Source organism: Victivallis vadensis (genome assembly GCF_003096415.1).
Classification (GTDB): Bacteria; Verrucomicrobiota; Lentisphaeria; order Victivallales; family Victivallaceae; genus Victivallis; species Victivallis vadensis.
Map to the genome: position 1 here is coordinate 75,932 of NZ_QEKH01000011.1, position 22,214 is coordinate 98,145.

Genomic DNA, 22,214 nt, shown 5'->3' on the forward strand with positions numbered 1-22,214 from the left:
ATGAAAAAGCTCTATTTCGGTTCGGCCGACTTTGAAGCCGACCTCAAAAAACTCTATGACCGCCCGAGCTATCCGCCCGAAATCGAAGCGCAGGCCGCCGCGATCATCGCCGATGTGAAAGCCGAAGGCGATGCGGCGCTGGTCCGTTACGCCGCGAAATTCGACCATGCGGAGCTTACTCCGGCGCAGTTCCGGGTCACCGGCGACGAGATCGCCGCCGCCGAAAAGCAGCTTCCGGCACGCCTGAAAAGCGCGATCCGCACCGCCCTCAGACAGGTGCGCGACTTTGCGAAGCTGACCATACCGAAAGGCTGGACCGCTTCGCCGCGCCCGGGCGTGACCCTCGGCGAGAAGTTCGAACCGCTGGACCGGGTCGGCGTCTACATTCCCGGCGGCACCGCGCCGCTGGTTTCGACAGTCCTGCATACCGCCGGCATCGCCGGTGCCGCGAAAGTCAAGGAGATCGTCGCCGTGACTCCGCCGGGCCGCGACGGCAAGGTGCATCCCGCCGTCCTCTACGCGATGAAACTCGCCGGAGTCACCGAAATCTACCGGCTCGGCGGCGTGTACGGCGTCGCCGCCCTCGCCTGCGGCACGGAAACCATCGCCAAAGTGGAAAAAATCGTCGGCCCCGGCAACGCCTATGTGACCGCCGCCAAGAAGCTGCTCTACGGACAGGTCGCGATCGACATGGTCGCCGGCCCCTCCGAAATTCTGGTGATCGCCGACGAAACCGCCGATCCGTCCTTTATCGCCGCCGACCTGCTCAGCCAGGCCGAGCACGGCAGCGGACTTGAGCAGGCGGTTCTCGTGACCACCGACAAAGCGATGATCGACCGCGTCGAAGCCGAATTCCTGCGCCAGAAAGCGACGCTGCCCCGGCTCGCGACGGTTGACCGGGTACAGGAGCACGGCCTTTTCCTGATCCATACCCCGGATCTCGACACCGCCGCCGCTATCGCGTCCAGCTACGCGCCGGAGCATCTGGAAATCCAGACCGCCCGCCCCGAACAGGTTGCCAGAAAGATTACCGCCGCCGGAGCGATGTTCCTCGGCAAGTGGACCCCGGAACCGGTCGGCGATTTCTGCGCCGGTCCGTCGCACGTGCTGCCGACCGCCTCCAGCGCCCGCTACTTCAACGGCCTCGAAACCGTCAGTTTCTTCCGCCGTTCCAGCATTGTGAAGTACACCGAAGCCGCGATCAGGCGTGAAGTTTCGATGGTCGAAGCCTTTGCGGAGATGGAGGGCCTCGCCGCCCACGGCCGCAGCGGAACCATCCGCGTCAAACCGCTGTAACCGGCGGCTTGCCTCCGGCGGCCGGGGGGCGCTTCGCCCCCCGGGCCCCCCGACCGGCAAGGTGCCGGCGCCGGGTACGGTTTCGAGCTTTTTTGCTATGCAAAAATCTCAAAACCGGGGTTATTATCTATCAGTTTATTGGCTCTAGCGGCTGTACTTGCTGCCGGGTGCTACCCGGTCGGGGTCAAGGGACGAAGTGCCCTTGTCGTCGAAGACACTTGGGTGCGTAGCGCCCAGCTACCGGAGCCTGATTGAAAATCAGGCCGCGCAGCGCACAAGGTCTGTCGCACGACAGGGCGGCAGACCCGCCTGCCTTCAAAACGGCAGGCTTTCCCCCCGACTTGCCTCCGGCAACACAACAGATGCCTTACCGGGACAACAGACGGGCGAGCTTCTTCTGCCACTCCCGGAACGGCGGATAACGCACCGGCCAGTCGATCCGGCCGGACTGGACCATCACCGGCTTGTAATGAGTAAAGGTTTCAAAGCTGTATTTGCCGTGATAACGTCCCATCCCGGAGTTGCCGACGCCGCCGAACGGCATCGCCGGATTCACAAAGTGCATCACCACGTCATTGAACGACACGGCTCCGGAGGAGGTCTCCTCCGTCACTCTCCGGCGCATCTCCCGATCGCCGCCGAAGCAGTAGAGCGCCAGCGGCTTCGGCAGTTTCCGGACCAAGTCGAGCGCTTCTTCATTCTCCGAAAATTCCAACACCGGCAGAATGGGACCGAAAATTTCCCCGGCCATCAGCGGATCGTCCGGCGTCACTTCGTCCACGATGGCGGGAGCGATACAGAGCCGATCCGGATCACGCTCCGCCGGACGGTCGCCGAGCAGCTTGCAGAGCCGGTCGTAATGGGTACGGTTCACGATATGCGCATAATCGGGATTTTCGAGCGGTTTTTCACCGTAAAATTCCCGGACCCGTTTCCGCATTTCGTCCAGCAGACGGGATTTGACACTCCGATGAACCAGCAGATAGTCGGGAGCGACGCAGGTCTGTCCTGCATTGGTGAATTTTCCCCACACGATCCGTTTGGCCGCCACTGCGAGATCGGCATCGGCGCAGACGATGCAGGGACTTTTCCCCCCCAGCTCCAGCGTCACCGGCGTCAGGTGCGGCGCGGCGGCGGCCAGTACCTTGCGGCCGCCGTATTCGCTGCCGGTGTAGAAAATGTAGTCGAACCTCTCCTTTAAAATCTCCTCAAAGGAGAACTCATCGCCGACCGTGACCACCTGACCGAATGCCGAAACCCGCTCCAGCAGTTCCGCAATCAGGTTCATGGTCGCCTTCGACTTGTCGGAGAGCTTCAGCACCACCGAATTTCCGGCGGCGACCGCGCCGATCACCGGCTCCAATGCGAGCAGCAGCGGATAGTTCCAGGTCGCGCAGACCAACACCACCCCGTACGGTTCCGGCACCAGCCGCCCCCGCGCGGGAAAATTCATCGGCGAAACCGCCGCCCGCCGCGTTTTCGCCAGACGCGGCAGCTTGCGGATCATAAAGCGGAGCGCCTCCAGCAGCGGGATGAATTCAGTCACCGAGGCCTCAAATTCGGATTTGTGCAAATCGATATAAAGCGCCGCCATGATTTTTTCGCGGTTCGCCTGAAGTTCCGCCAGCAGCCGGCGCAGCAACGCCCGGCGCTGCTCGATTGAATAGCGGCCGCCCACGGCATGATAGTTCCGGTTCTCCCGGAGCCGTTCCCGAATATTGTCGATCTGGTCCATCCTGCCTCCGCTGTTATATTTGTAGAAAAAAGCCATGCCGCATTCGCGGCAGGCCATTTGTACGCTTCGCCCGGTTGCCGAAGCCGATGTTCAGCCCCGCCTGATAATATGCCGGCACGATAAAATGCCGACAGTACAAATAAACCTATAGATACTATCCCCGGTTTTGTAATTTTTACACAGTAAAAATTCAAAACCGTACCCTGCTCCGGCACCTTGCCGATCGGGAGGCCCGGGGGACGAAGTGCTCCCGGTGGCGTCCCGGGGCAACGCCCCGGACCGCCGAAGGCAATGCGTCAGCCGGCGACAGGCCGGTTGACATAGCGGCGGCGCACCCGCGTGCCGAAGGAACAGAGCAGGTCGTAGACATGGGTTCCCTTCAGCTGCGCCCAGTCCTCCAGCGAGACGAACCGGCCGTCCTGCCCGCCGATGCAGACCACCTCGTCGCCAGGCTGCGCCTCCGGTGCATTTTCCAGCGAGATCGTGGTGTAATCCATCGAAATCCGCCCGAGCACCGGACAGAGCACTCCGTTCACCAGCACATAGCCCCGATTGGAGAGCGCCAGCGGCAGGCCGTCCGCGTATCCGGCGGCAATGGTCCCGACGCGGGTATCCTTCTGCAGCCGATGCATCCGGCCGTAGCCGATGCAGGACCCGGCCGCCAGCATCCGCACCGCCGCCAGCCGGGTCTTCAGCTCGACCACCGGAGCCAGCCGCATCGACTGATGCACTTCGTTGTCGTAATAGCCGTACATATTGATGCCGCAGCGGGCAAGCGTGAACGGGGGCCGCGTACTGTCCGGGAAATTATTCAGCGCGTCGCTGGCCGCCATGTGCACATTCGGGAACTCCAGACCGGCCCCCTTCAGCTCGGCCAGCAGCGTTTTGAAGCTCGCCAGCTGACCGAGGCTGTAGTCGTCATAGCGCATGAAAGCCGAGGAGAAGTGCGAATAAATGCCGTCCAGCTTCAGGTTCGGCAAGCCGCGCATCGCCAGAATCTGTTCCGCGGCCTCCGCGGCGGGCATGCCGAGCCGCCCCATGCCGGAATCCACAGTCACCGCACCGGTCGCGGTTTTCCCCTGCCGGACCGCTTCGGCGCTGATCTTCTTCGCCATTTCAAGGTCGTTCAGCGGGCAGATGACGCCGTACTCCACCGCCGGGGCGATCTCGTCCGGCAGCAGGTTGCCGAGAATCTGCACCGGCAGCCCGAGCGGAACCAGCTCGACCGCCTCATTGATCTCCGCCACGCCGAACGCGGCGGCTCCCGCCTGCTTCACCACCTCCGCCACCGGCTGCACGCCGAGGCCGTAGGCGTTCGCCTTCAGCACCGCCATCAGCCGGCAGGGGGAAACCCGCCGCCGGATTTCATGGAAATTATCCGCCAGTTTTTTCAAGTCGACTTCAAGGTTGACCCGACTTTCCAGATTCATCTTTCGCACCAGATTCCGTTAAAGAGCCATTATGAATACGGCGGGAAACCGGAGCCGCCGCCCCGCGCTTCCCGCCGCAGTTATTCCAGTCCGCAAATTACTTCGCGTATTCCACCGAACGGGTTTCGCGAATCACCGTACACTTGATCTGGCCGGGATAGGTCATCTCCTTTTCGATGCGCGCACAGATATCCTTGGCCAGCATCTGCGCTTCACCCTCACCGATCTTTTCCGGCAGCACCACCACGCGGATCTCGCGGCCCGCCTGCAGCGCGAAACAGGATTCCACGCCCGAAAACTCGTGCGCGATCGTCTCAAGCTGCTCCAGCCGCTTCAAATACAGCTCGGTGGTTTCGCTGCGGGCGCCGGGACGCGACGCGCTCAGAGTGTCGCAGGCGCTGATCAGGATATCGTACAAACTCTCCGGCTCCACCTCGCCGTGGTGCGCGGCCACCGCGTGGACCACATCTTTCGCCTCGTTGTGCTTACGCAGCAGATCGGCGCCGATCTGGGCGTGCGGCCCCTCGACCTCGTGGTCGATCGCCTTGCCGAGGTCGTGGAAAAGGCCGATCCGCTTGGCTTTCTGCTCGTCCAGTCCCAGCTCCGCCGCGATGATCCCCATGAAATAGGAGGTTTCCAGCGAGTGCTGCAACACATTCTGCGAGAAGCTGTACCGGTACTTCAGGCGGCCGAGCAGCTTCATGATCTGCGGCGAAACGCCCTGGATGCCGGTTTCGAGCACCGCGGCCTCGCCGACCTGATAGAGTTCTTCCTCAAGATCCTTGCTGATCTTCTTGGCCAGCTCCTCGACGCGGGTCGGATGAATCCGGCCGTCGGCGATCAGCCGCTCCATCAACTGGCGCGCGACCTCCTTGCGGACCGGGTCGAAGCAGCTGATCACCACCGCTTCCGGCGTATCGTCGATCAGGATGCTGACGCCGGTCGCGGCTTCAATCGCGCGGATGTTGCGCCCCTCGCGGCCGATGATCCGCCCCTTCATCTCGTCGGTCGGCAGCGGAATCGTCGCAGTGGTGCGCTCGTAGGTGCAGTCGCTGGCGTAACGCTGGATCGCGTAGGTCAGAATGCGGCGCGCCTCGCGCTCGCTCCGGGCCTTCGCCTCCTCAAGCTGGTTGCGCACCATCAGGCCGGACTCGTTCTTGATCTCGTTCTTCAGCTTTTCCAGCAGGATTTCACGGGCCTCGTCGCGGTTCATCCCCGCGATGCGTTCCAGCTCATCGATCTGGCGGGAGATGCTCTTCGCCAGCTCCTGCTCCCGGCCGGTCAGCCGTTCGCGCAGCGTTTCGATCTCTTTTTCCTGCTTCTCGATATTCTTGGACTTCGCATCCATCGAATCGGCGCGACGGTCGAGCAGCTCCTCGCGCTGGGCCAGACGTTTCTCGTTGGTGGTCTGCTCCCGGCGGCGCTCCTTCAGCTCCAATTCACACTCTTCGCGCATTTTCAAGGTTTCGGCCTTGGCGGAAACCCGTGCATCGCGCAGCAGATGCTCCGCCTCGCGTTCGGCGTCTTTTTTGATTTTATCGGCGCTTTTGATCGCCGAATCCTTCTGGATCTTCTGGATCCAACTGTTCAGCATGATCCCCGCCGCAATGCCGATCGCGGTAAAGATGCACGCCACGGCGATCATCGCCCAAAGCTCTGCGTGTCCCATTCTCTATTTTCATCCCCTTTTTTATGGCAAACTCCGAATTCATCCGGCAGAACGACACCCCCGTGCCGCCGTGCCGCCCGAATTCCGGAATCAACACCAACTGTTGTTCTTGTTACTCAATTCATCGAGGAAACCGCCGTTGTTTCAACGACTTCCTCTTCCGTCACCACCACCTCCACCGGACGGTCATGCGCTTCCACGGGAAGCGCCTCCGCCAGTTGGCAGCAGTAAATCACTCCTATCACCGGACGAACCGCCCCGGCCAGCATCCGGTCGTAAAAACCGCCGCCGCGTCCGAGCCGGACACCCGCTTTCGTACAGGCCACCGCCGGCGTCAGGAACAGCAGCTCACGCGCCGCGAACTCCGGCGCAGCCGCCGCCAGTTCCGGGCGCGGCTCCAGCAGCCCGTACTTTCCCGCAACCAGCTCCCGCTCCCGGTCCGCGACCTCCACAAGCTCGTACCGCTTCAGGTCCGCCCGGTAACGGGGCAGGAAAAAACGTTTTTCGCCCCACAGGCCGAACAGATCCGGCTCCTCGCCGTCGGTCGCGTAGATTGCGACGCACTCCGACCGCCGGTAACACTCCAGAGCCCGGATGTTCCGGCAGATCGCGGCATCCTTTTCCCGGCGTTCCGCCGGGGCGATCGCCCGCCGCAGCGCCAGAAAACGCTCCCGCAGCTCCCGTTTAACGGTCGGCTCCGTCATCTTTTCCATACTCCCGGAGCGAACGCCAATATTCGACCCGCTCTTTGATCTTGCTCTCGTAGCCGCTGTTTTTCGGCTCGTAATAGCGCTTTTCCACACTCAGGTAATCCTGCACCACAAATCCGCCCTCATGATCGTGCGGATACTGATAGCCGACGCCGTTGCCCATCTCTCTGGCTCCCGCGTAGTGCGAATCACGCAGATGCAGCGGCACCGGCTGCACCCGGTCCTTCTCCACATCCGCCTGCGCCGCGATGATTGCGGTCGTCGCCGAATTGCTCTTGGGAGCGGTCGCACAGTAAAGCGTCGCCTGCGACAGAATCAGATTCGCCTCGGGCAGCCCGATCATCTCCACCGCCTGCATCGCCGACGTCGCCAGCTGCAGCGCCCGCGGATCGGCATTGCCGACATCCTCGGCGGCGAAGATCACCAGCCGCCGGGCGATGAACCGGATATCCTCGCCTGCGTGCAGCATCTTCGCCAGATAGTAAATTGCCGCATCGGCGTCCGAACCGCGCATGCTTTTGATAAAGGCCGAAGCCGTATCGTAATGCCCGTCGTCGCCGTAGACGATCATCTTCTTCTGGACCGAGGACTCCGCGACCTCCCGGGTGACCCGGGTCACTCCGTCCGCGCCGGGATCGCTGGTCAATACCGCGATTTCCAGCGCGTTCAGCGAGCGCCGCCCGTCTCCTTCGCAGGTGCGGGCGATGAACTCCGCCGCGTCCGGCTCAAGTTCGACCCGCCGCCCCGGAAAGGAACGCGGATCGGCGACCGCCCGGCGCAGCAGCGTCAGGATATCATCCTCCGTCAACGGCTGCAGCAGAAAAACCAGCGACCGTGACAGCAGCGCCCCGACCACATAAAACTGCGGATTGTGGGTCGTCGCCCCGATCAGGCGGACATTGCCGTTCTCGACGTCCGGCAGCAGCGAATCCTGCTGCGAACGGCTGAAACGGTGGATCTCATCGACAAAGAGAATCGTCCGGCGCCCGTTGATCCGGCGGCGGGTGACCGCCTGCGCGATCTCTTTGCGCACATCCGCGACGCTGGAGGTCACGCCAGAAAGCCGCACGAATTCCGAATTGGAAACCCGCGCGATCACCTCGGCCAGACTGGTCTTGCCGGTTCCCGGCGGTCCCGACAGGATAACCGAACTGAACCGGTCCGCGTCGATCGCCCGCCGCAACAGCTTGCCGGGGGCGAGCAGATGATTCTGCCCGATGTATTCGTCGAGAGAACGGGGACGCAGACGGGCCGGCAGCGGCATCCCGGAATCGGAATCCGTCGCCGGAATTTCGGAATGCCCCGGCTCTTCCGCGCCGAAGCTGAATAAATTCTCTTCCATTGGCCCGTCCGTGAATTTCAATCAGCCGAGGAAGAACGGCCGCACCTGAAATCCACAGGACGGAAACACAAAGGCAGACCGGCCTCCGCCGGCGGATTTTCTCCGCACCGGCCGGGCTGACGGACAATCCCGGATTGTCGATCTATCTTAAAGTACAAGTACTGTAAGCTGCTCATCTGAATTTCCGGCTCCCCGAAGCTTTCCGCCCCGCGCCGTTTCCTCACTTATTCCAACTGTTATATCAAAGCGTCAATCGCTGTCTATAATTATAGCACAAAAAGCGCAATATGAAAATACTTTTTGAGCATTTTTACTCAAAAAAGTAACGGCTATCAAAAAATGTTCATCGTTTCCGCCCGCCGGGAAGGAAAACGGAACGTTTTGCCGCGGCCGGGCCGCATCCCGCCGGCATGAAAGAAATATGACCGATTCTTAAACTTTCCGATTGCAATCTCCGCCGGAATGAAGTATGTTAACCGCGTGGAATCCCGCCGTCCGGTCCATTCGCCGGCGGGACGGTTTTCAATCATGGACCAGCCGCAGTTCGTCTCCGGGAGCAACAGCCGCCATCACGGCGGGAAACGCTTTCCCGGGGGATTCGCCGGTCCGGCCGGAGCGGACACGGTTCGGTAAAAATTTTACAGTTTGGATATGCGGATTATATCACCGGCCGAAGCCATTCCCATCTGGTTGCCGTTCTGGTTCCTTTATCACCGGAACTGGTCGACGCCCGACTTTACGGAAGGACTGGAGTACCTCCGGCGCAATCCGGCCCTTTTCGACCGCCGCCATCTGCTCTCGGACCATAACGGCAAGCAGGTCTGGCACATCCAGCTGCCTCCCGAATACGGCGGGAGGAACGTGGTCTACAAATCCTGCAGCACCCCGAAATCGGGGCGCTACTGGTTCCAGCTTTCCCAGGCGGCGCGCGAACACCGCAATTACCAGCTGCTGTACCGGCTCGGAATCCCCGCGGCCCGCATCCTCGCCATCGGGGAAAGCCGCCGCCTTTTCAACCTGAAAAGCTTCTTCATCGTCACGGAATTCATCCCCGGCGCCCGCGATGGCCGGGATTTCATGTGCGGCGGGAACCTCCGGGAGGACACCGCCCGGAGACGGCAGTTCTGGGAACGGAACATGCCTTATCTCGCGCAGATCCACCGGCGCGGTTTTCTGCACAAGGCCTTCCACCCGCGGAACATCCTGTGGCGGGAGAACGCCGCCGGGGAAATGGAGATTTTCTGGATCGACATGGCGCGCGGCCGGTTCCGCCTCCCCAGCCAGATGAAGCCCGGAATCGCCTTCGACCTCTACACGCTGCTGAAAGACCTGCAGCTTCTCCCCGAGGAGGGCGAAGAACTGCTGAACTGCTATTTGAAACACAATCCGGAATGCGGTTTCACCCTCCCGGAGCTGTTCGGAGCAATGCGCAACTTCCGCCGCCGCAGCAGCGACCCGACGCTGCGCAACGCATTCGGCAACGGGCAATAAACTCCGGTCACTCCGCTTCAACCGCCCTGGCCAGATTAGCGCAGAACCGCCGGGAGAGGCGGATCAGCTGCTGTTGCTCTTCCTCGTTCATTTCCGCGATGCAGTCCAATTCGATCCGGCCGACCGTCTCCAGCACTTCGCCGCAGAACTTCCGCCCGGCCGGAGTCAGCCTGATCCGCTTGCGGCGGCGGTCGGTCAGGTTGGGCTCCCGGTACAGGCAGCCGCGCTCCTCCAGGTCGTTCAGCACTACGGTCACCGTCTGCCGCAGCGTATGGGTCAATTCCGCGATCACCGCCGGTTCCACCCCTTCCGGGTGGCGGTACAGCAGATCGATCACCCACAGCGCATTCAGCGAAAGGTTCCACCGCTTCAGCAGTTTGCTGTAGGCGGCATCGGTCACGTGCCACAATTCGAGATATTCAGCCAGATATTGCTTCGCTTTTCCGTCAGGCATTCGCCAGCTCCCTTTGTTTGCCTTTCCAATTGAACCGGTGCCAGTAGCAGGCCAGCACCGCAAAGAGCAGCACCCGCGACACCGGCATGGCCGCCCACACTCCGTCGATTCCCAGCCATAACGGTAATATAAACAGACAAAGCGGCAATGCAAGGCAGGTATCTCCATAAATCAGCACGGAAGCCGCGGCAAGCCTGCCGCTGGACTGAAAGTAGTAGCTTCCTACCCGGACCACCCCCAGCAGCAGGAAGGTCGGCGCACTGATCAGCAGCCCCCGGCCGGCCAGCGACGCCACGTTTCCGTCCAACCCGAACCAGGCCGGAAAAATACGGTATCCGGCAATCGAAACGATCATCATCACCACGCCCAGCCCGAAGCCGGTCCACAACCCGTAATAACCGAGCCGGAGCTTGCGCCGGTGCTTGCGCGCCCCGTGAAAATAACTGACCAGCGGCTGCACACCCGCCGCCAGGCCGGTCATCAGCATCGAACCCATCGATTCGATCGCGGCGATCAGCGAATAAGCCGCCAGCCCGGCCACCGCCGCATAGCGCAGTGACTGGTAGTTGTGCATCAGCAGCATGCCGATGATCGACAGTTGTGCCCCGAGCGTCGGGATGCCGTTCCGGAAGCAGATTCCCAGAATCCTCCAGTCGGGGCGCAGTCCGGCAAGCGTCAGCCGCAGCGCCGTCCTGCCGCTCCGGAAGTAGCAGGCTCCGAACACCACCGTCAGGGACTGGGCGATCGCCGTGGCCGCCGCCGCTCCCGCCAGTCCCCAGCCGAAGGGGAAGATAAACAAATAGTCCAGTATGATGTTTGAAACCAGCCCGACCACCACCAGCCACATCGCCAGCACCGGCTGCCCGTCGTTGCGCATCACCGCGATGCAGCCCATCGCCAGCATCGGAAGCATGGAGGTGCTGACCAGGATCAGGGAGTACCGGTACGCCCCGCCGAACAGCTCAGGCGTCGCTCCCAACCCCCGCAGCACCGCCGGCAGCACCGGAATCAGCAGCGCCGCGAACAGCGCTCCGACCACGATTTCAGCCAGAATCATGCAGCAGAACGCCCGGTTCGCCGTCGCATGGTTCCCGGCGCCCCGCTCCTGCGACAGCAGAATCGCCGCACCGGTGCCGATCATATCCCCCAGCGCCCCCGACAGCATCACCACCGGCCAGGTGAGCGCCGCCGCCGCCAGCCCGACGGCTCCGACCGCCTTGCCGATGAAAAAGGTGTCGACGATGCTGTACAGCCCCGCAATCAGCATGCCCGCCATGGACGGAGTGATGTAGCGGATAAACAGTTTCAAATCGCGGCTCATGGAAAATACTCCTTTATTGGATAATAAATTTCATTTACTATACATCATTTTTACTATTTTTCAAGTTTCCCTTTTCCCTGCTTCCCGCCGTGAAACCGCGCGGAGCTTCCGACTATCGATCGATAACTTTTTATCGATTGAGCGTAAGGAAGTTACGACAAAAATAAAAAAGCGGTAAAAAGTGTTTTCACGGCTGAATTTCCGCTTGAAATCGGGTACTTTGGCGCTATTCAGTATAAAAAGAACGAAGTCGGGCGTCCTGCTCCGAATCGATTTTTTCAATTTTCACGAAGGAGGGAAGATATGTGCTGCAACTGCCGGAACGCATCCGGGACCGTGGCCCGGCCGCCGGAAGAACAACAGAAGTTCGACGAGCTTGAACGGTACATCGGGACCTTGCAGGTCGGGGACAACCCGGACCGGCGGCGGGGATCGCTGATCCAGATTCTGCACCGCGCCCAGCACCTGTTCGGCTACCTCTCCGAAGAGGTGCAGAGCTTCGTCGCCGCCAGACTGAATATCTCCCGCGCCGAAGTCTACGGCGTGATCAGCTTCTATAGTTACTTCATCGACCAGCCGATCGGCCGCTACAAGATCAACGTCTGCACCGGGACCGCCTGCTTCGTGAAGGGCGCGCCGAAGGTGCTCGACGAATTCAAGCGCCGGCTGGAGATCAGGGAGGGCGAAAGCACTCCCGACGGCAAGTTCTTTCTCGGCGCGCTGCGCTGCGTCGGAGCCTGCAGCCTCGCCCCGGTGGTGATGGTCAACGAGAAGGTCTACGGCAACGTGACCGCGGAAAAGGTCGCCGACATCCTGCAGGATTGCGCCGACTGAACCGGCAGGCCGGAAAAACAACCATGGAATCGACTGGAGTTCTGTCAATGAAAATCACTTCACCCGAAGAACTGGCGCAAAACGCCGCCGCTTTGAAATCCCGGCCCCGGAAGCCGATCAAATTGCTCGTATCGATGGGAACCTGCGGCATCGCCGCCGGAACCGCCGCCGTGCTCAAGGCGATCCACCAGGAGATCGCCGAACGCAATCTTGAAAACGCGATCGAAGTCAGTGAAGTCGGCTGCATGGGCCTCTGCCACGCCGAACCGGTGATCATGCTGGCCGACGAGGCCACCGGTGAAAAGCTGATCTACGGCGACGTGACGCCGGAGCAGGTTCCGGCGATCCTCGCCGCCGGAACCTCCTCGATCGCCCCCGGCACGCGCACGCTCGAACGCAACTGGTATTACCCGGAATTCGAAACCGCGAAGCCCGGCGAACCGCAGGCGCGCATCGTGCTGCGCAACACCGGCCGGCTGAATCCGGAGAATATCGAGGAGTATCTCGCCGACGACGGCTATGCCGCGCTGGCGAAGGCGGTCACGCAGATGACGCCGCAGCAGGTGATCGACCTGATCACCGCCTCCGGCCTGCGCGGACGCGGCGGCGGCGGTTTTCCGACCGGCCGCAAGTGGCAGTTCGCCGCCGACCAGAAGTCCGAAGAGAAGTTCATCATCTGCAATGCCGACGAGGGCGATCCCGGCGCTTTCATGGACCGGGCGGTGCTTGAAGGCGATCCTCATACCGTCCTCGAAGCGATGGCGATCGGCGGCTACGCGATCGGCGCGCACACCGGCGTGATCTATATCCGCGCCGAATATCCGCTGGCGGTCAGGCGGCTCGAAATCGCGATCCGGCAGGCGGAGGAACTCGGACTGCTCGGCCGGAACATCTTCGACAGCGGCTTCGATTTCAGGATCGAAATCAAGTACGGCGCGGGCGCGTTCGTCTGCGGCGAGGAGACCGCGCTGATCCACTCCATCGAGGGCAAACGCGGCGAGCCGACCGTGAAGCCCCCCTTCCCCGCCGTCGAAGGGCTGTGGAAGAAGCCGACCGTGGTCAACAACGTCGAAACCTACGCCTGCGTCGGCGCGATCGTCCGCAAAGGAGCGGAGTGGTTCCGCTCGCTCGGCACCGCCGGCTCGCCCGGCACGAAGGTGTTCGCGCTGGCGGGCAAGGTGGCCAAGGTCGGGCTGGTCGAAGTCCCGATGGGAACGACGCTGCGCGACATCGTGTTCGGCATCGGCGGCGGCATCAAGAACGGCCGCGCCTTCAAGGCGGTCCAGACCGGAGGTCCCTCCGGCGGCTGCATCACCCCGGCCAACCTCGATTTGCCGATCGACTACGAGGCGCTCAAAAGCATCGGCTCGATGATGGGCTCCGGCGGCATGATCGTGATGGACGAGGACGACTGCATGGTCAACATCGCGAAGTTCTTCCTCGAATTCACCCTCGACGAATCCTGCGGCAAATGCACTCCCTGCCGCATCGGCAACCGCCGCATGTACGAGATGCTCAACGAGATCACCGAAGGGCGCGCCTCGCTTGACGTGATCGACCGGCTGAAAACCCTGTCGGCGACGATCAAGGACACCGCGCTCTGCGGGCTCGGCCAGACCTCGCCGAATCCGGTGCTGTCGACGCTGGCGAACTTCGAGGACGAATACCTCGCCCATGTGAAGGACTCCCGCTGTCCGGCGGGAGTCTGCGCGAAGCTGATCCGGTACGAAATCTCCGACCGCTGCGTCGGCTGCGGACTCTGTCTCCACCGCTGTCCGGTCAACTGCATCAGCGGCGAACGCAAGATGCGGCACCGGATCGACCAGTCCCGCTGCATCAAGTGCGGCGTCTGCTTCCAGACCTGCAAATTCCACGCGGTGGAAAAACATTGAATTACAGGAGTTTTGCCGATATGAACATCAATCTGAAAATCAACGGACAGCCGGTCAGCGTCGCTCCCGGTTCCACCATACTTGAAGCGGCGGAGAAGCTCGAAATCAAAATCCCAACCCTCTGCCACTTCAAAATGGACTGCTTTCACGTCGATCACCGCAGCGCCTCCTGCCGCATCTGCGTGGTCGAAGTCAAGGGACGGCCCAACCTCGCCCCGGCCTGCAGCACTCCGGCCGCGGAAGGGATGGAGGTGCACACCAACACGCTGCGCGCGATCAACGCCCGGCGCACCATCCTCGACCTGCTGCTTTCGGACCACCCGAAGGACTGCCTGATCTGCCCGAAAAACCTGAACTGCCAACTCCAGGCGCTCGCGCAGGAGATGGGCCTGCACCATTTGTTGTACAAGGGCGAGCAGTCCACCTACAACAAGGACCTCTCCAGCCAGGCGATCGCCCGCGACCTGGACAAGTGCATCATGTGCCGCCGCTGCGAAACCGCCTGCAACGCGATCCAGACCGTCGGCGTGCTCTCCGGCGTCGGGCGCGGCTTCAACGCGGTGGTCGCCCCGGCCGGGCTGAAACCGCTTGCCGAAACCGAATGCGTGTTCTGCGGCCAGTGCGTGCAGGCGTGCCCGGTGGGGGCGCTCAGCGAAATCGACTATAAGTATCCGGTCTGGCGCGCGTTGAACGACCCGGCCAAGACCGTGGTGGTCCAGACCGCCCCGGCGGTCCGCGTCGCGATCGGCGAAGCCTTCGGCCTGCCTCCCGGTTCGGTCAGCACCGGCAAGATGGTCACCGCGCTGCGGATGCTCGGCTTCGACCGGGTGTTCGACACTGACTTCGCCGCCGACCTGACCATCATGGAGGAGACCACCGAGCTGATCGAGCGGATCAAAAGCGGCAGAAACCTGCCGATCCTGACCAGCTGCTGCCCGGGTTGGGTCAAGTTCCTCGAACACCAGTTCCCGGAGCTGATCTACATGCCCTCCACCGCGAAGTCGCCGCAGCAGATGTTCGGCGCGATCACCAAGACCTACTTCGCGCAGAAGGCCGGCATCGCCCCGGAAAACCTGACGGTCGTTTCGGTGATGCCATGCCTCTCCAAGAAATACGAAGCCGCCCGCGAGGAGTTCAGCCGCGACGGCATCCGCGACGTGGACATCGTGATCTCAACGCGCGAACTCGCCGACATGATCCGCGAAGCGGGCATCCAGTTCGACCAGCTTGAAGAGGGCGAATACGACTCCCCGCTCGGCGAATCCACCGGAGCCGCCGTGATCTTCGGCGCGACCGGCGGCGTCCTCGAAGCAGCCCTGCGCACCGCCGCCGACTGGATCGCGGGAGAGGACCTGCAGGAGATCGACTTCACCGGCGTACGCGGCCTCGACGGGATCAAGGAAGCCGCCGTGAACATCAACGGCCTCGAACTGCACGTCGCCGTCTGCTCCGGCCTCGGCAACGCCCGCAAACTGCTCGAGAAAATTCAGAAAGGGGAAGCCGACTATCAGGCCATCGAAATCATGGCCTGTCCCGGCGGCTGCCTGAACGGCGGCGGCCAGCCCTACCACCACGGTGACACCACCATCCTGCAAAAGCGCCTCGAAGCCCTCTACCGGGACGACAAATCCCAGCCGGTCCGCAAATCGCACCGGAATCCCTCCATTCAGCGTCTCTACGCCGAATTTCTCGGGGAGCCCGGCAGCCACTTCGCCCACCAGCTGCTGCACACCGCCTATGTCGACCGCCGCAAATAGCTCCGGCCGGCGCATCAGCCCCGGACCGGCACAGCCGTCGGTCCGGGAGAGTTTATTAACTGATGAAGCAAGCTCACAACGGATTCGGGATTTCGCCTTCGGCGACCAAGGCGCTTCGCCCTTGGAACCCGACCGGCAAGGTGCCGGCGCCGAATACTTGAGATCCGGGAAAACCGGAACGGTTTTCCCTCCGGGTGGGGGAGACTCTACTGTGGACAGGCAGGCAAGTACCTGAGCGGCACACCGCTCCGGTCGGCGACCGCGTCGGCTTTTTTGCCGACGCCGGGCACTCCCTGCGCCTGCTGCCGCCGGAGGTCACGCGCGGAACCTCCAGATGTTAACCGGATGATGTGAAATTACACTCATGGAGGCTGAACCCTCCCTACCTTTTCATACAGGCAAGGTTCAGTAAGGCTCGTACTCAAAGATATGCTTGCCTGTGATGTGCCAGTTGTATTGTTGCCTGACCTCGCCTTGCCTATATGGGAGATTAGCTCTTAACAGCCTCCATCAGGGTATTTTTCAATTACCCGGTCAGCATCTGGAGGTTCCGCGCGTGACCTCCGGCGGCAGCGGCGTCGGCAAAAAAGCCGACGCGGTCGCCGACCGGAGCGGTGTGCCGCTCCTGTATAACCTTGCCTGTCTCTACCGGAGCCTCCCCCACCCGGAGGGAAAACCGTTCCGGTTTTCCCGGATCTAAAGTACCCGGCGCCGGCACCTTGCCGGTCGGGTTCCAAGGGCGAAGCGCCTTGGTCGCCGAAGGCGAAATCCCTACTCGAAAAACTTGCACACGGCGTTGATTAATCAACTCTAAAGGCCGAGGGTTTCGCGGAGGCGGCCGACCGTGGCGCTGAAGTAGTCCAGCGCGGCGGCCACCGGCGCGGGGGTCGACAGGTCAACTCCCGCGTCTTTCATGATGTCCAGCACATCCTTGGAGTCCCCCGCCTTCAGGAAGCCGAAATAGGCCTCCCGTTTGGCCGGGTCGCCGGAACGGAGGTTTTCGGCCAGCTTGATCGCGGCGGACATGCCGGTCGCGTATTTGTACACGTAGAAGTTGTAGTAGAAGTGTGGAATGCGCGCCCATTCGACCGCGATCAGCGGGTCGGCCTCCACCTCGGGGCCGTAGTAGAGCTTGTTCAGTTCAAAATACTTCTCGTTCAGCAGGTCGGCCGAGAGCGGCACGCCGGACTCGGCCAGCTCATGAACCATCAGCTCGAATTCCGCGAACATGGTCTGGCGGTAGATGGTGCCGCGGATTTCATCGGCGAGGTGACCGTACAGGAATGCCCGGAACTCCTGGTCGTCCGACTTCTCCAGCAGATGCTCGAAGAGCAGGATTTCGTTGGTGGTGCTGGCGACCTCGGCGACGAAGATGCTGTAGCCCGCGTAGTGATAGGGCTGGGTGCGGTTCGAATAGAAGCTGTGCATCGAGTGGCCCAGCTCGTGCGCCAGAGTGAACACGTCGTTCAGCGTGCGGTTGTAGTTCAGCAGCAAATAGGGGTAGCTGTCGTAGCAGCCGCTCGAATAAGCTCCCGAGCGCTTCCCCTTGCGCTCCGGCACGTCAACCCAGCGCTGGGTGAACGCCAGCTCCAGATTCTTCGCGTAATCCTCCCCGAGCGGCTTCAGCGCCTCCCGGACCAGTCCGACCGCCTCGGGGAAACTGTATTCGCGGCGGCAGCCCGGCAGCAGCGGGTTGTACATGTCGAACATATCGAGCTTGTCGAGCTTCATCACCTCCCGGCGCAGCTTCATGTAATCGTAAAAGCCGCCGAGGTGGTCATGGACGGTGGAAATCAGGTTGCGGTACACCGCCTCCGGCACGTTGTCCGAAGCCAGCGACTTGGCAAGCGAGGAGGGATAGTGACGGATTTTCGCGGAAACGGCGTGTCGCTTCACCGCTCCGTCCAGCGTGGTCGCAAAGGTGTTGCGGAACTTGCGGTAGGTGCCGAACATCTTCCTGAACGCCCGTTTGCGCACCTCGCGGTCGGCGCTTTCAAGGAACTTGCGGTAGCTGCCGTGGGTCAGAAGCTCCGGCTTGCCGGATTCGCCCTTCACCTTGCCGAAATCGAGGTCGGCGTCGTTCAGGATTTCAAAGGTCTTGTCGGGATAGCCGAGCACATCGCCGAGGGTGCCGAGCAGCCGCTCCTCAGGTTCGGAAAGGGTGTGCGGCTTTTCGCGCAGCAATTCGACGAGACTGCGCCGGTAGAGGGCAAGCTCGGGAGCGTCGAGGAACGCATTCATCCGCTCTTCCGGGATCGCCATCACTTCCGGATCGAACCACGCGCTGGTTTCGGCCAGCGACGCAAACAATGCCTCGACCCGGTCCACCCGGCTGCGGTTGGCGTTGTCGGCGGTGTTCTCGTCGGAGCGCAAGTGGGCGAATACATAGACCTTTTCGCCGAGGCGCTCAAAGGCGTCCAGCGCCTCGATCGCCTCTTTCAGCACCAGCGCCGATTCGGCGAGGCGGCCGCGATAGGCCAGAAACGCCTCGGCCAGCGGTTTGATCCGGTTGAAATCAGCCTCCCAGGCTTCGAGGCTGGAATAAAGCGGGGAAAGATCCCAGGTCTGTTTTTCAGAAATCATCATTACCATCTCCTTCTTCACGTCGGTCTGATTTCCGTCAATGTACTTTAAGTCCGGCCAAAAGTCAAGCTGTGGCCGGAATATCCGAAAAATTGTCCGGCCGGTCTCCGGAAAAAAATTCCGGCTTCCTACTATATGGAAATCAGAGAGAAAGGGCCGCAGCATACCTCAGGAGAGTCCCTATATCGCGGAACATAAAAACGCATAATGACTTGGATTGCAAAGATTTATCTCCACATTCAAGCCCAAACCCCGCCTCATTTCCATAACCGCCCATCACGTTCGGCCGAAGCAGGGATCATACCGTGCGATCCGGCCCAGCTGCTCGGCCAGAGCGGCGGTTTCGGAGCGCCAGAAGGCGTCCGTCCCCCAGTTGGGATAGCGTTCCTGAAAATTGTAGTCATGCCGCTGCCGCGCGCACCAGTCCAGAAAATAGATCATGCGCATCGCGCGCAGAAGCTCAATCTGACGCAGACCGGACCGGTCGAACTCCCGGATCAGCTGATAACCGGCCAGCAGTCGCTCCAATTCCCCTCCGCACTCCTCGACCGGCCCCGGCAGCAGCAGCCACAGGTCCTGCACCGGAGGCCCCGAAACCATATCGTCGAAATCGATGACCATCAGTCCCTCGCCGGGGCGCTCCAGAATATTGCCCTTGTGACAGTCGCCGTGCAGCCGGATCACTTCACCCGCATGAAATTCAGCGAACAGCAGCCGCAGCAGCTCCTTCAGCACCGCAGTCAATTGCGGAAGCACCGCCTGAGAAGCGACGCCGCAGGTCAACAGGCGCGCGACTTCGGAAACGGTGGTTTCCCGCGGGTCCAGCCGCAGCCGGTGACGCGCCGGACGCTTCGCCCCCACCGTGTGCACCCGTCCCAGCAGCGAACCGAGCCGGAACCACACATCGGAATCGTCATCCGCCTCCAACGCCCGCCCCCAGCGCTTCGGAAACACCGCGTAAAACGTCCCGTCCGCCGCCGTCCCCAGCGTGGAACCGGAAGCGAGCCGCAACGGTGCGATCACCGGGATTTCCGCTGCCAGGCACTCCAGCGTAAACAGATGCTCCTCCAGCAGCGCGGCACGGCTCCACCGCCCCGGCCGGTAGAATTTGAAAATATACCGCTGCCGGTCGCGGCTTTCCATCTCATAGACCCGGTTGATATAACTCGGCAGCGGCATCAGCACGCCGGAAAACCGGCAGTTCAGCGCCTCCTCGGCCGCATCGAAAATCACCTCCGGCGTCAGGGCATCAAAATTTCCCAGCTCACTCATACCAATCCCTTTCCGTACTTTGCCTCCGGCGGCCCGGGGCGCTTCGCCCCCGGGACCCCAGACCGGCAAGGTGCCGGCGCCGGGTACGGTTTCGAGCTTTTTACTGCGCAAAAATCTCAAAACCGGGGTTATTATCCATCAGTTTATTAGCTCTGTCGGCGGTACTTGCCTCCGGCGGCCCGGGCGGGTTCAAAAGGCCACGCGGCCCTCTTACCGTTCCCTTAGAAAACAAAAAGCGGAATGAAGCATTGCTTCACTCCGCGCTTTGTCAACGAAACCGTTCGCTCAGATTTCGGTCGGCTTCGTCTTCGGCAGGCCCAGAACCTTGTCCTCTTTGATCCGGCCGTCGGCCAGAAGGACGTCGATGCGCTCGTAGCGCTTCATCACATTGCGGATCTTGCGGATCTTGCCGCCGACGCGGAGACTCGGATGCTGAGACATGTTACAACCTCTTATCGTTAAATATTGAATCAATTCACTATCTGCCGTCCACAACGGACACGTTTATATAATATGCCTCAAAAAAGCGGATCGTCAAGTTTTCCCGATCAAAAAAATCGAAGATTTCCCGCGTTTTCGGTTGAAAGCCGGGGAAAAAGGACGTACATTCCGCCCATGATGAAACTTCTGTTGCTGCCGTTGCTGCTCCTTGCGGCCCTGATCCCGGCCCGGAGCGCCGAGCTTGAACTTTACTGCACCACCGATCTGCACGGACACGCCGACCGGCTTGCCGCGCTCGGCGGCGCACTCCGGCAGGGCGGCGACGCGGTCCTCCGGGTCGATGTCGGCGACACCGCGCAGGGAACGCTGCTTTCGCAATTCTCCGGCGGCAGGATCATGATCGAATCGCTGAACGCACTGAACTTCGACTGCTGGATTCCCGGCAACCACGATTTCGAGCTGGGCTTCGACCGGTTCCGCACGCTGGCGGAGAGCTTCCGGGGCGCCACGCTCGGCGGCGAATGGCGCTGGAACGGACTCTCCGGCATCCCGTGGAAGCTGTTCCGCAAAAACGGCGTTTCCACAGCGGTGATCGGCCTTTCCGATCCCAAGATGCCCCGCCGGATGCTGCCGGCCGACGGCAGCCGGTTCGACGCTCCGTACACCGCTCTGGAGCGGATCATGCCGGAAATCCGCGCCGCCGCGCCCGATGTGGTGATCCTGTTCTGGCACAACGGGCTTTACTCCTCGGTCGGCAGCATGGGAAGTTTCCTGCGCCGCTTCCCGGAAATCGATCTGGTCGTCGGCGGGCACAGCCATCAGGAGCATCCCGGCGAACGGGCCGGACACGTCCATTTCGTGCAGACGGGGCGGTTCGCCGAAGCGGCGGGACGAATCCGGATCACGCTCGACGACCGCACCCGGCGCATCCTGCGGATCGATTCGGAGCTGCTGCGCCCCGGCCCCCTCCCCGATCCGGAGGTTGCCGCCGCCCAGCGCCCATTCCGCTCCGGCTTCGACCGCTACGCCTCCGAGCAGGTCATCACGTTCCCGGAACCGGTCGAATTTCCGGCGGAAACCATCTGGGATCACCCGTTTTCCCGCCTTGCCGCTGACGCGTACCGCGCGGCGACCGGAGCCGACGCCGCGTTTTTCGCAATGTACCGGCCGCAGTCCGAACCATTCCGGCGGCTTGACCGCGCCGGACTTTTCCAGCTGCTGCCCTATGAAAGCCGCCTGTGCACCATACGGCTCGGCCATGAACAACTGCGGCAGTTTCTGGAAGAACAGGCCGGACTGGCCAGAAAATGGAACCAGCTCCCGGCGTTTTCCGGAATTTCCCTGACATTCACCGCCAAACGGGAGCCGCGCCTTGCCGCCGCGCCGGGACAACTGACGCTGGCCGTCACCGACTACACGCTGGTTTCAAGCGCCACGCTGCGTGCGCTGCTCGACCGGCCGGAAACCGGATGGCGCATCTTCCCGGTGATCGAGCGCGATGCGGTGGAACAATATCTCAAAGCGCGTCGAGCTGGCGCACCAGAATGATATTGCCCTCGGGATCGCAGCCGCGCCAGTACAGGCCGGAATCGCGGCAATCCGGTTCCGGCTCCAGTTCGCACCCGGCGGCAGCCAGCCGCCTGCGGAGCGATTCAAAGTCGGCGCTGTCGAATTTCCAACCCTGCGCGCAGGAGGAGTGCTCCAGATAGGGGGCATTGCTTTTTTCCAGAGAGAAGGTCAGATTCGGCGCCAGCTCGAACACCACGGTGAAGGTGCTGTCCATCACCGGAAGCAGCGGCGCGAAAAGTTCACGGTAAAAGATGCGGCACGCATCGAGATCGTTGACCTTCACGACAATGCCGAAACGTTGGATTTCCATACAGATATTTTCCCACTTGCCTTGCCAAACGGCGTTTCATGCTTTACATTAATAATTAAGCTGTGCTTTTGAATTATTCAACCGTAATTCGGCGTCGAAGCCGAAGAA

General features: G+C 61.7%; 18 protein-coding genes. 7 read left to right on the forward strand and 11 right to left on the reverse strand.

Annotated features, from left to right (window positions below):
* Window positions 1–1,296: a histidinol dehydrogenase gene (gene hisD, locus C8D82_RS08215; protein WP_116883789.1), complete on the forward strand. Its 1,296-nt coding sequence runs from the start codon at window positions 1–3 to the stop codon at window positions 1,294–1,296.
* A gap of 367 nt (window positions 1,297–1,663) precedes the next feature.
* Here the strand turns inward: hisD and C8D82_RS08220 are convergent, their stop codons facing one another.
* The 5 genes from C8D82_RS08220 to C8D82_RS08240 form a co-directional block, all read right to left on the reverse strand.
* A complete protein-coding gene (locus C8D82_RS08220) occupies window positions 1,664–3,031 on the reverse strand; it encodes an aldehyde dehydrogenase family protein (protein WP_165832930.1) in 1,368 nt (455 codons plus the stop codon).
* Window positions 3,032–3,327: 296 nt separating this feature from the next.
* A complete protein-coding gene (gene alr / locus C8D82_RS08225) occupies window positions 3,328–4,461 on the reverse strand; it encodes an alanine racemase (RefSeq protein WP_116883791.1) in 1,134 nt (377 codons plus the stop codon).
* Window positions 4,462–4,558: 97 nt separating this feature from the next.
* A complete protein-coding gene (gene rny, locus C8D82_RS08230) occupies window positions 4,559–6,130 on the reverse strand; it encodes a ribonuclease Y (RefSeq protein ID WP_207776093.1) in 1,572 nt (523 codons plus the stop codon).
* Between the two features lie 116 nt (window positions 6,131–6,246).
* On the reverse strand, window positions 6,247–6,843 hold the full coding sequence (locus C8D82_RS08235) for a 5-formyltetrahydrofolate cyclo-ligase (RefSeq protein WP_116883793.1): 597 nt from the start codon (window positions 6,841–6,843) through the stop codon (window positions 6,247–6,249).
* Window positions 6,815–8,182 (reverse strand): replication-associated recombination protein A, encoded by a 1,368-nt coding sequence (locus C8D82_RS08240; RefSeq protein WP_116883794.1) that lies wholly within the window; start codon window positions 8,180–8,182, stop codon window positions 6,815–6,817. Before C8D82_RS08240 ends, C8D82_RS08235 begins: the two co-directional genes overlap by 29 nt.
* Window positions 8,183–8,833: 651 nt before the next feature.
* Between C8D82_RS08240 and C8D82_RS08250 the strand changes: the two genes are divergently transcribed.
* Entirely contained in the window at window positions 8,834–9,673 is an 840-nt protein-coding gene (locus C8D82_RS08250; protein WP_133245113.1) for a lipopolysaccharide kinase InaA family protein, read from the forward strand.
* Between the two features lie 7 nt (window positions 9,674–9,680).
* Here the strand turns inward: C8D82_RS08250 and C8D82_RS08255 are convergent, their stop codons facing one another.
* Window positions 9,681–10,127 (reverse strand): MarR family winged helix-turn-helix transcriptional regulator, encoded by a 447-nt coding sequence (locus C8D82_RS08255; protein WP_165832931.1) that lies wholly within the window; start codon window positions 10,125–10,127, stop codon window positions 9,681–9,683.
* Window positions 10,120–11,448, reverse strand: coding sequence for an MATE family efflux transporter (locus tag C8D82_RS08260; RefSeq protein WP_116883798.1), 1,329 nt, complete (start codon window positions 11,446–11,448; stop codon window positions 10,120–10,122). Before C8D82_RS08260 ends, C8D82_RS08255 begins: the two co-directional genes overlap by 8 nt.
* Window positions 11,449–11,751: 303 nt before the next feature.
* On the opposite strand from C8D82_RS08260, the gene C8D82_RS08265 reads away from it, so the two are divergent.
* From C8D82_RS08265 to C8D82_RS21150, 4 genes are all read left to right on the forward strand, one after another.
* Window positions 11,752–12,282 carry an NADH-quinone oxidoreductase subunit NuoE family protein gene (locus tag C8D82_RS08265; RefSeq protein ID WP_116883799.1) on the forward strand — a complete coding sequence of 177 codons (531 nt, stop codon included), beginning with the start codon at window positions 11,752–11,754 and terminating at the stop codon, window positions 12,280–12,282.
* Between the two features lie 47 nt (window positions 12,283–12,329).
* Window positions 12,330–14,174 (forward strand): NADH-ubiquinone oxidoreductase-F iron-sulfur binding region domain-containing protein, encoded by a 1,845-nt coding sequence (locus C8D82_RS08270; RefSeq protein WP_116883800.1) that lies wholly within the window; start codon window positions 12,330–12,332, stop codon window positions 14,172–14,174.
* 20 nt (window positions 14,175–14,194) lie between these two features.
* Window positions 14,195–15,931: an NADH-dependent [FeFe] hydrogenase, group A6 gene (locus tag C8D82_RS08275; RefSeq protein WP_116883801.1), complete on the forward strand. Its 1,737-nt coding sequence runs from the start codon at window positions 14,195–14,197 to the stop codon at window positions 15,929–15,931.
* A gap of 556 nt (window positions 15,932–16,487) precedes the next feature.
* The gene (locus C8D82_RS21150) at window positions 16,488–16,631 is read left to right on the forward strand and encodes a hypothetical protein (protein WP_165832932.1); all 144 of its coding nucleotides are present in this window, start codon (window positions 16,488–16,490) and stop codon (window positions 16,629–16,631) included.
* A gap of 110 nt (window positions 16,632–16,741) precedes the next feature.
* Here C8D82_RS21150 and pepF read toward each other — a convergent pair whose 3' ends face one another.
* From pepF to C8D82_RS08290, 3 genes are all read right to left on the reverse strand, one after another.
* A complete protein-coding gene (gene pepF / locus C8D82_RS08280; protein ID WP_165832933.1) occupies window positions 16,742–18,517 on the reverse strand; it encodes an oligoendopeptidase F in 1,776 nt (591 codons plus the stop codon).
* A 273-nt stretch (window positions 18,518–18,790) separates the two neighbouring features.
* On the reverse strand, window positions 18,791–19,786 hold the full coding sequence (locus tag C8D82_RS08285) for a serine/threonine protein kinase (protein WP_116883803.1): 996 nt from the start codon (window positions 19,784–19,786) through the stop codon (window positions 18,791–18,793).
* A 285-nt stretch (window positions 19,787–20,071) separates the two neighbouring features.
* A complete protein-coding gene (locus C8D82_RS08290; RefSeq protein WP_116883804.1) occupies window positions 20,072–20,227 on the reverse strand; it encodes a small basic protein in 156 nt (51 codons plus the stop codon).
* 174 nt (window positions 20,228–20,401) lie between these two features.
* On the opposite strand from C8D82_RS08290, the gene C8D82_RS08295 reads away from it, so the two are divergent.
* Window positions 20,402–21,775: a bifunctional metallophosphatase/5'-nucleotidase gene (locus tag C8D82_RS08295; protein WP_165832934.1), complete on the forward strand. Its 1,374-nt coding sequence runs from the start codon at window positions 20,402–20,404 to the stop codon at window positions 21,773–21,775.
* Here C8D82_RS08295 and C8D82_RS08300 read toward each other — a convergent pair.
* Window positions 21,744–22,106: a VOC family protein gene (locus tag C8D82_RS08300; protein ID WP_116883806.1), complete on the reverse strand. Its 363-nt coding sequence runs from the start codon at window positions 22,104–22,106 to the stop codon at window positions 21,744–21,746. The genes C8D82_RS08295 and C8D82_RS08300 overlap by 32 nt on opposite strands.
* Window positions 22,107–22,214 lie beyond the last annotated feature (108 nt).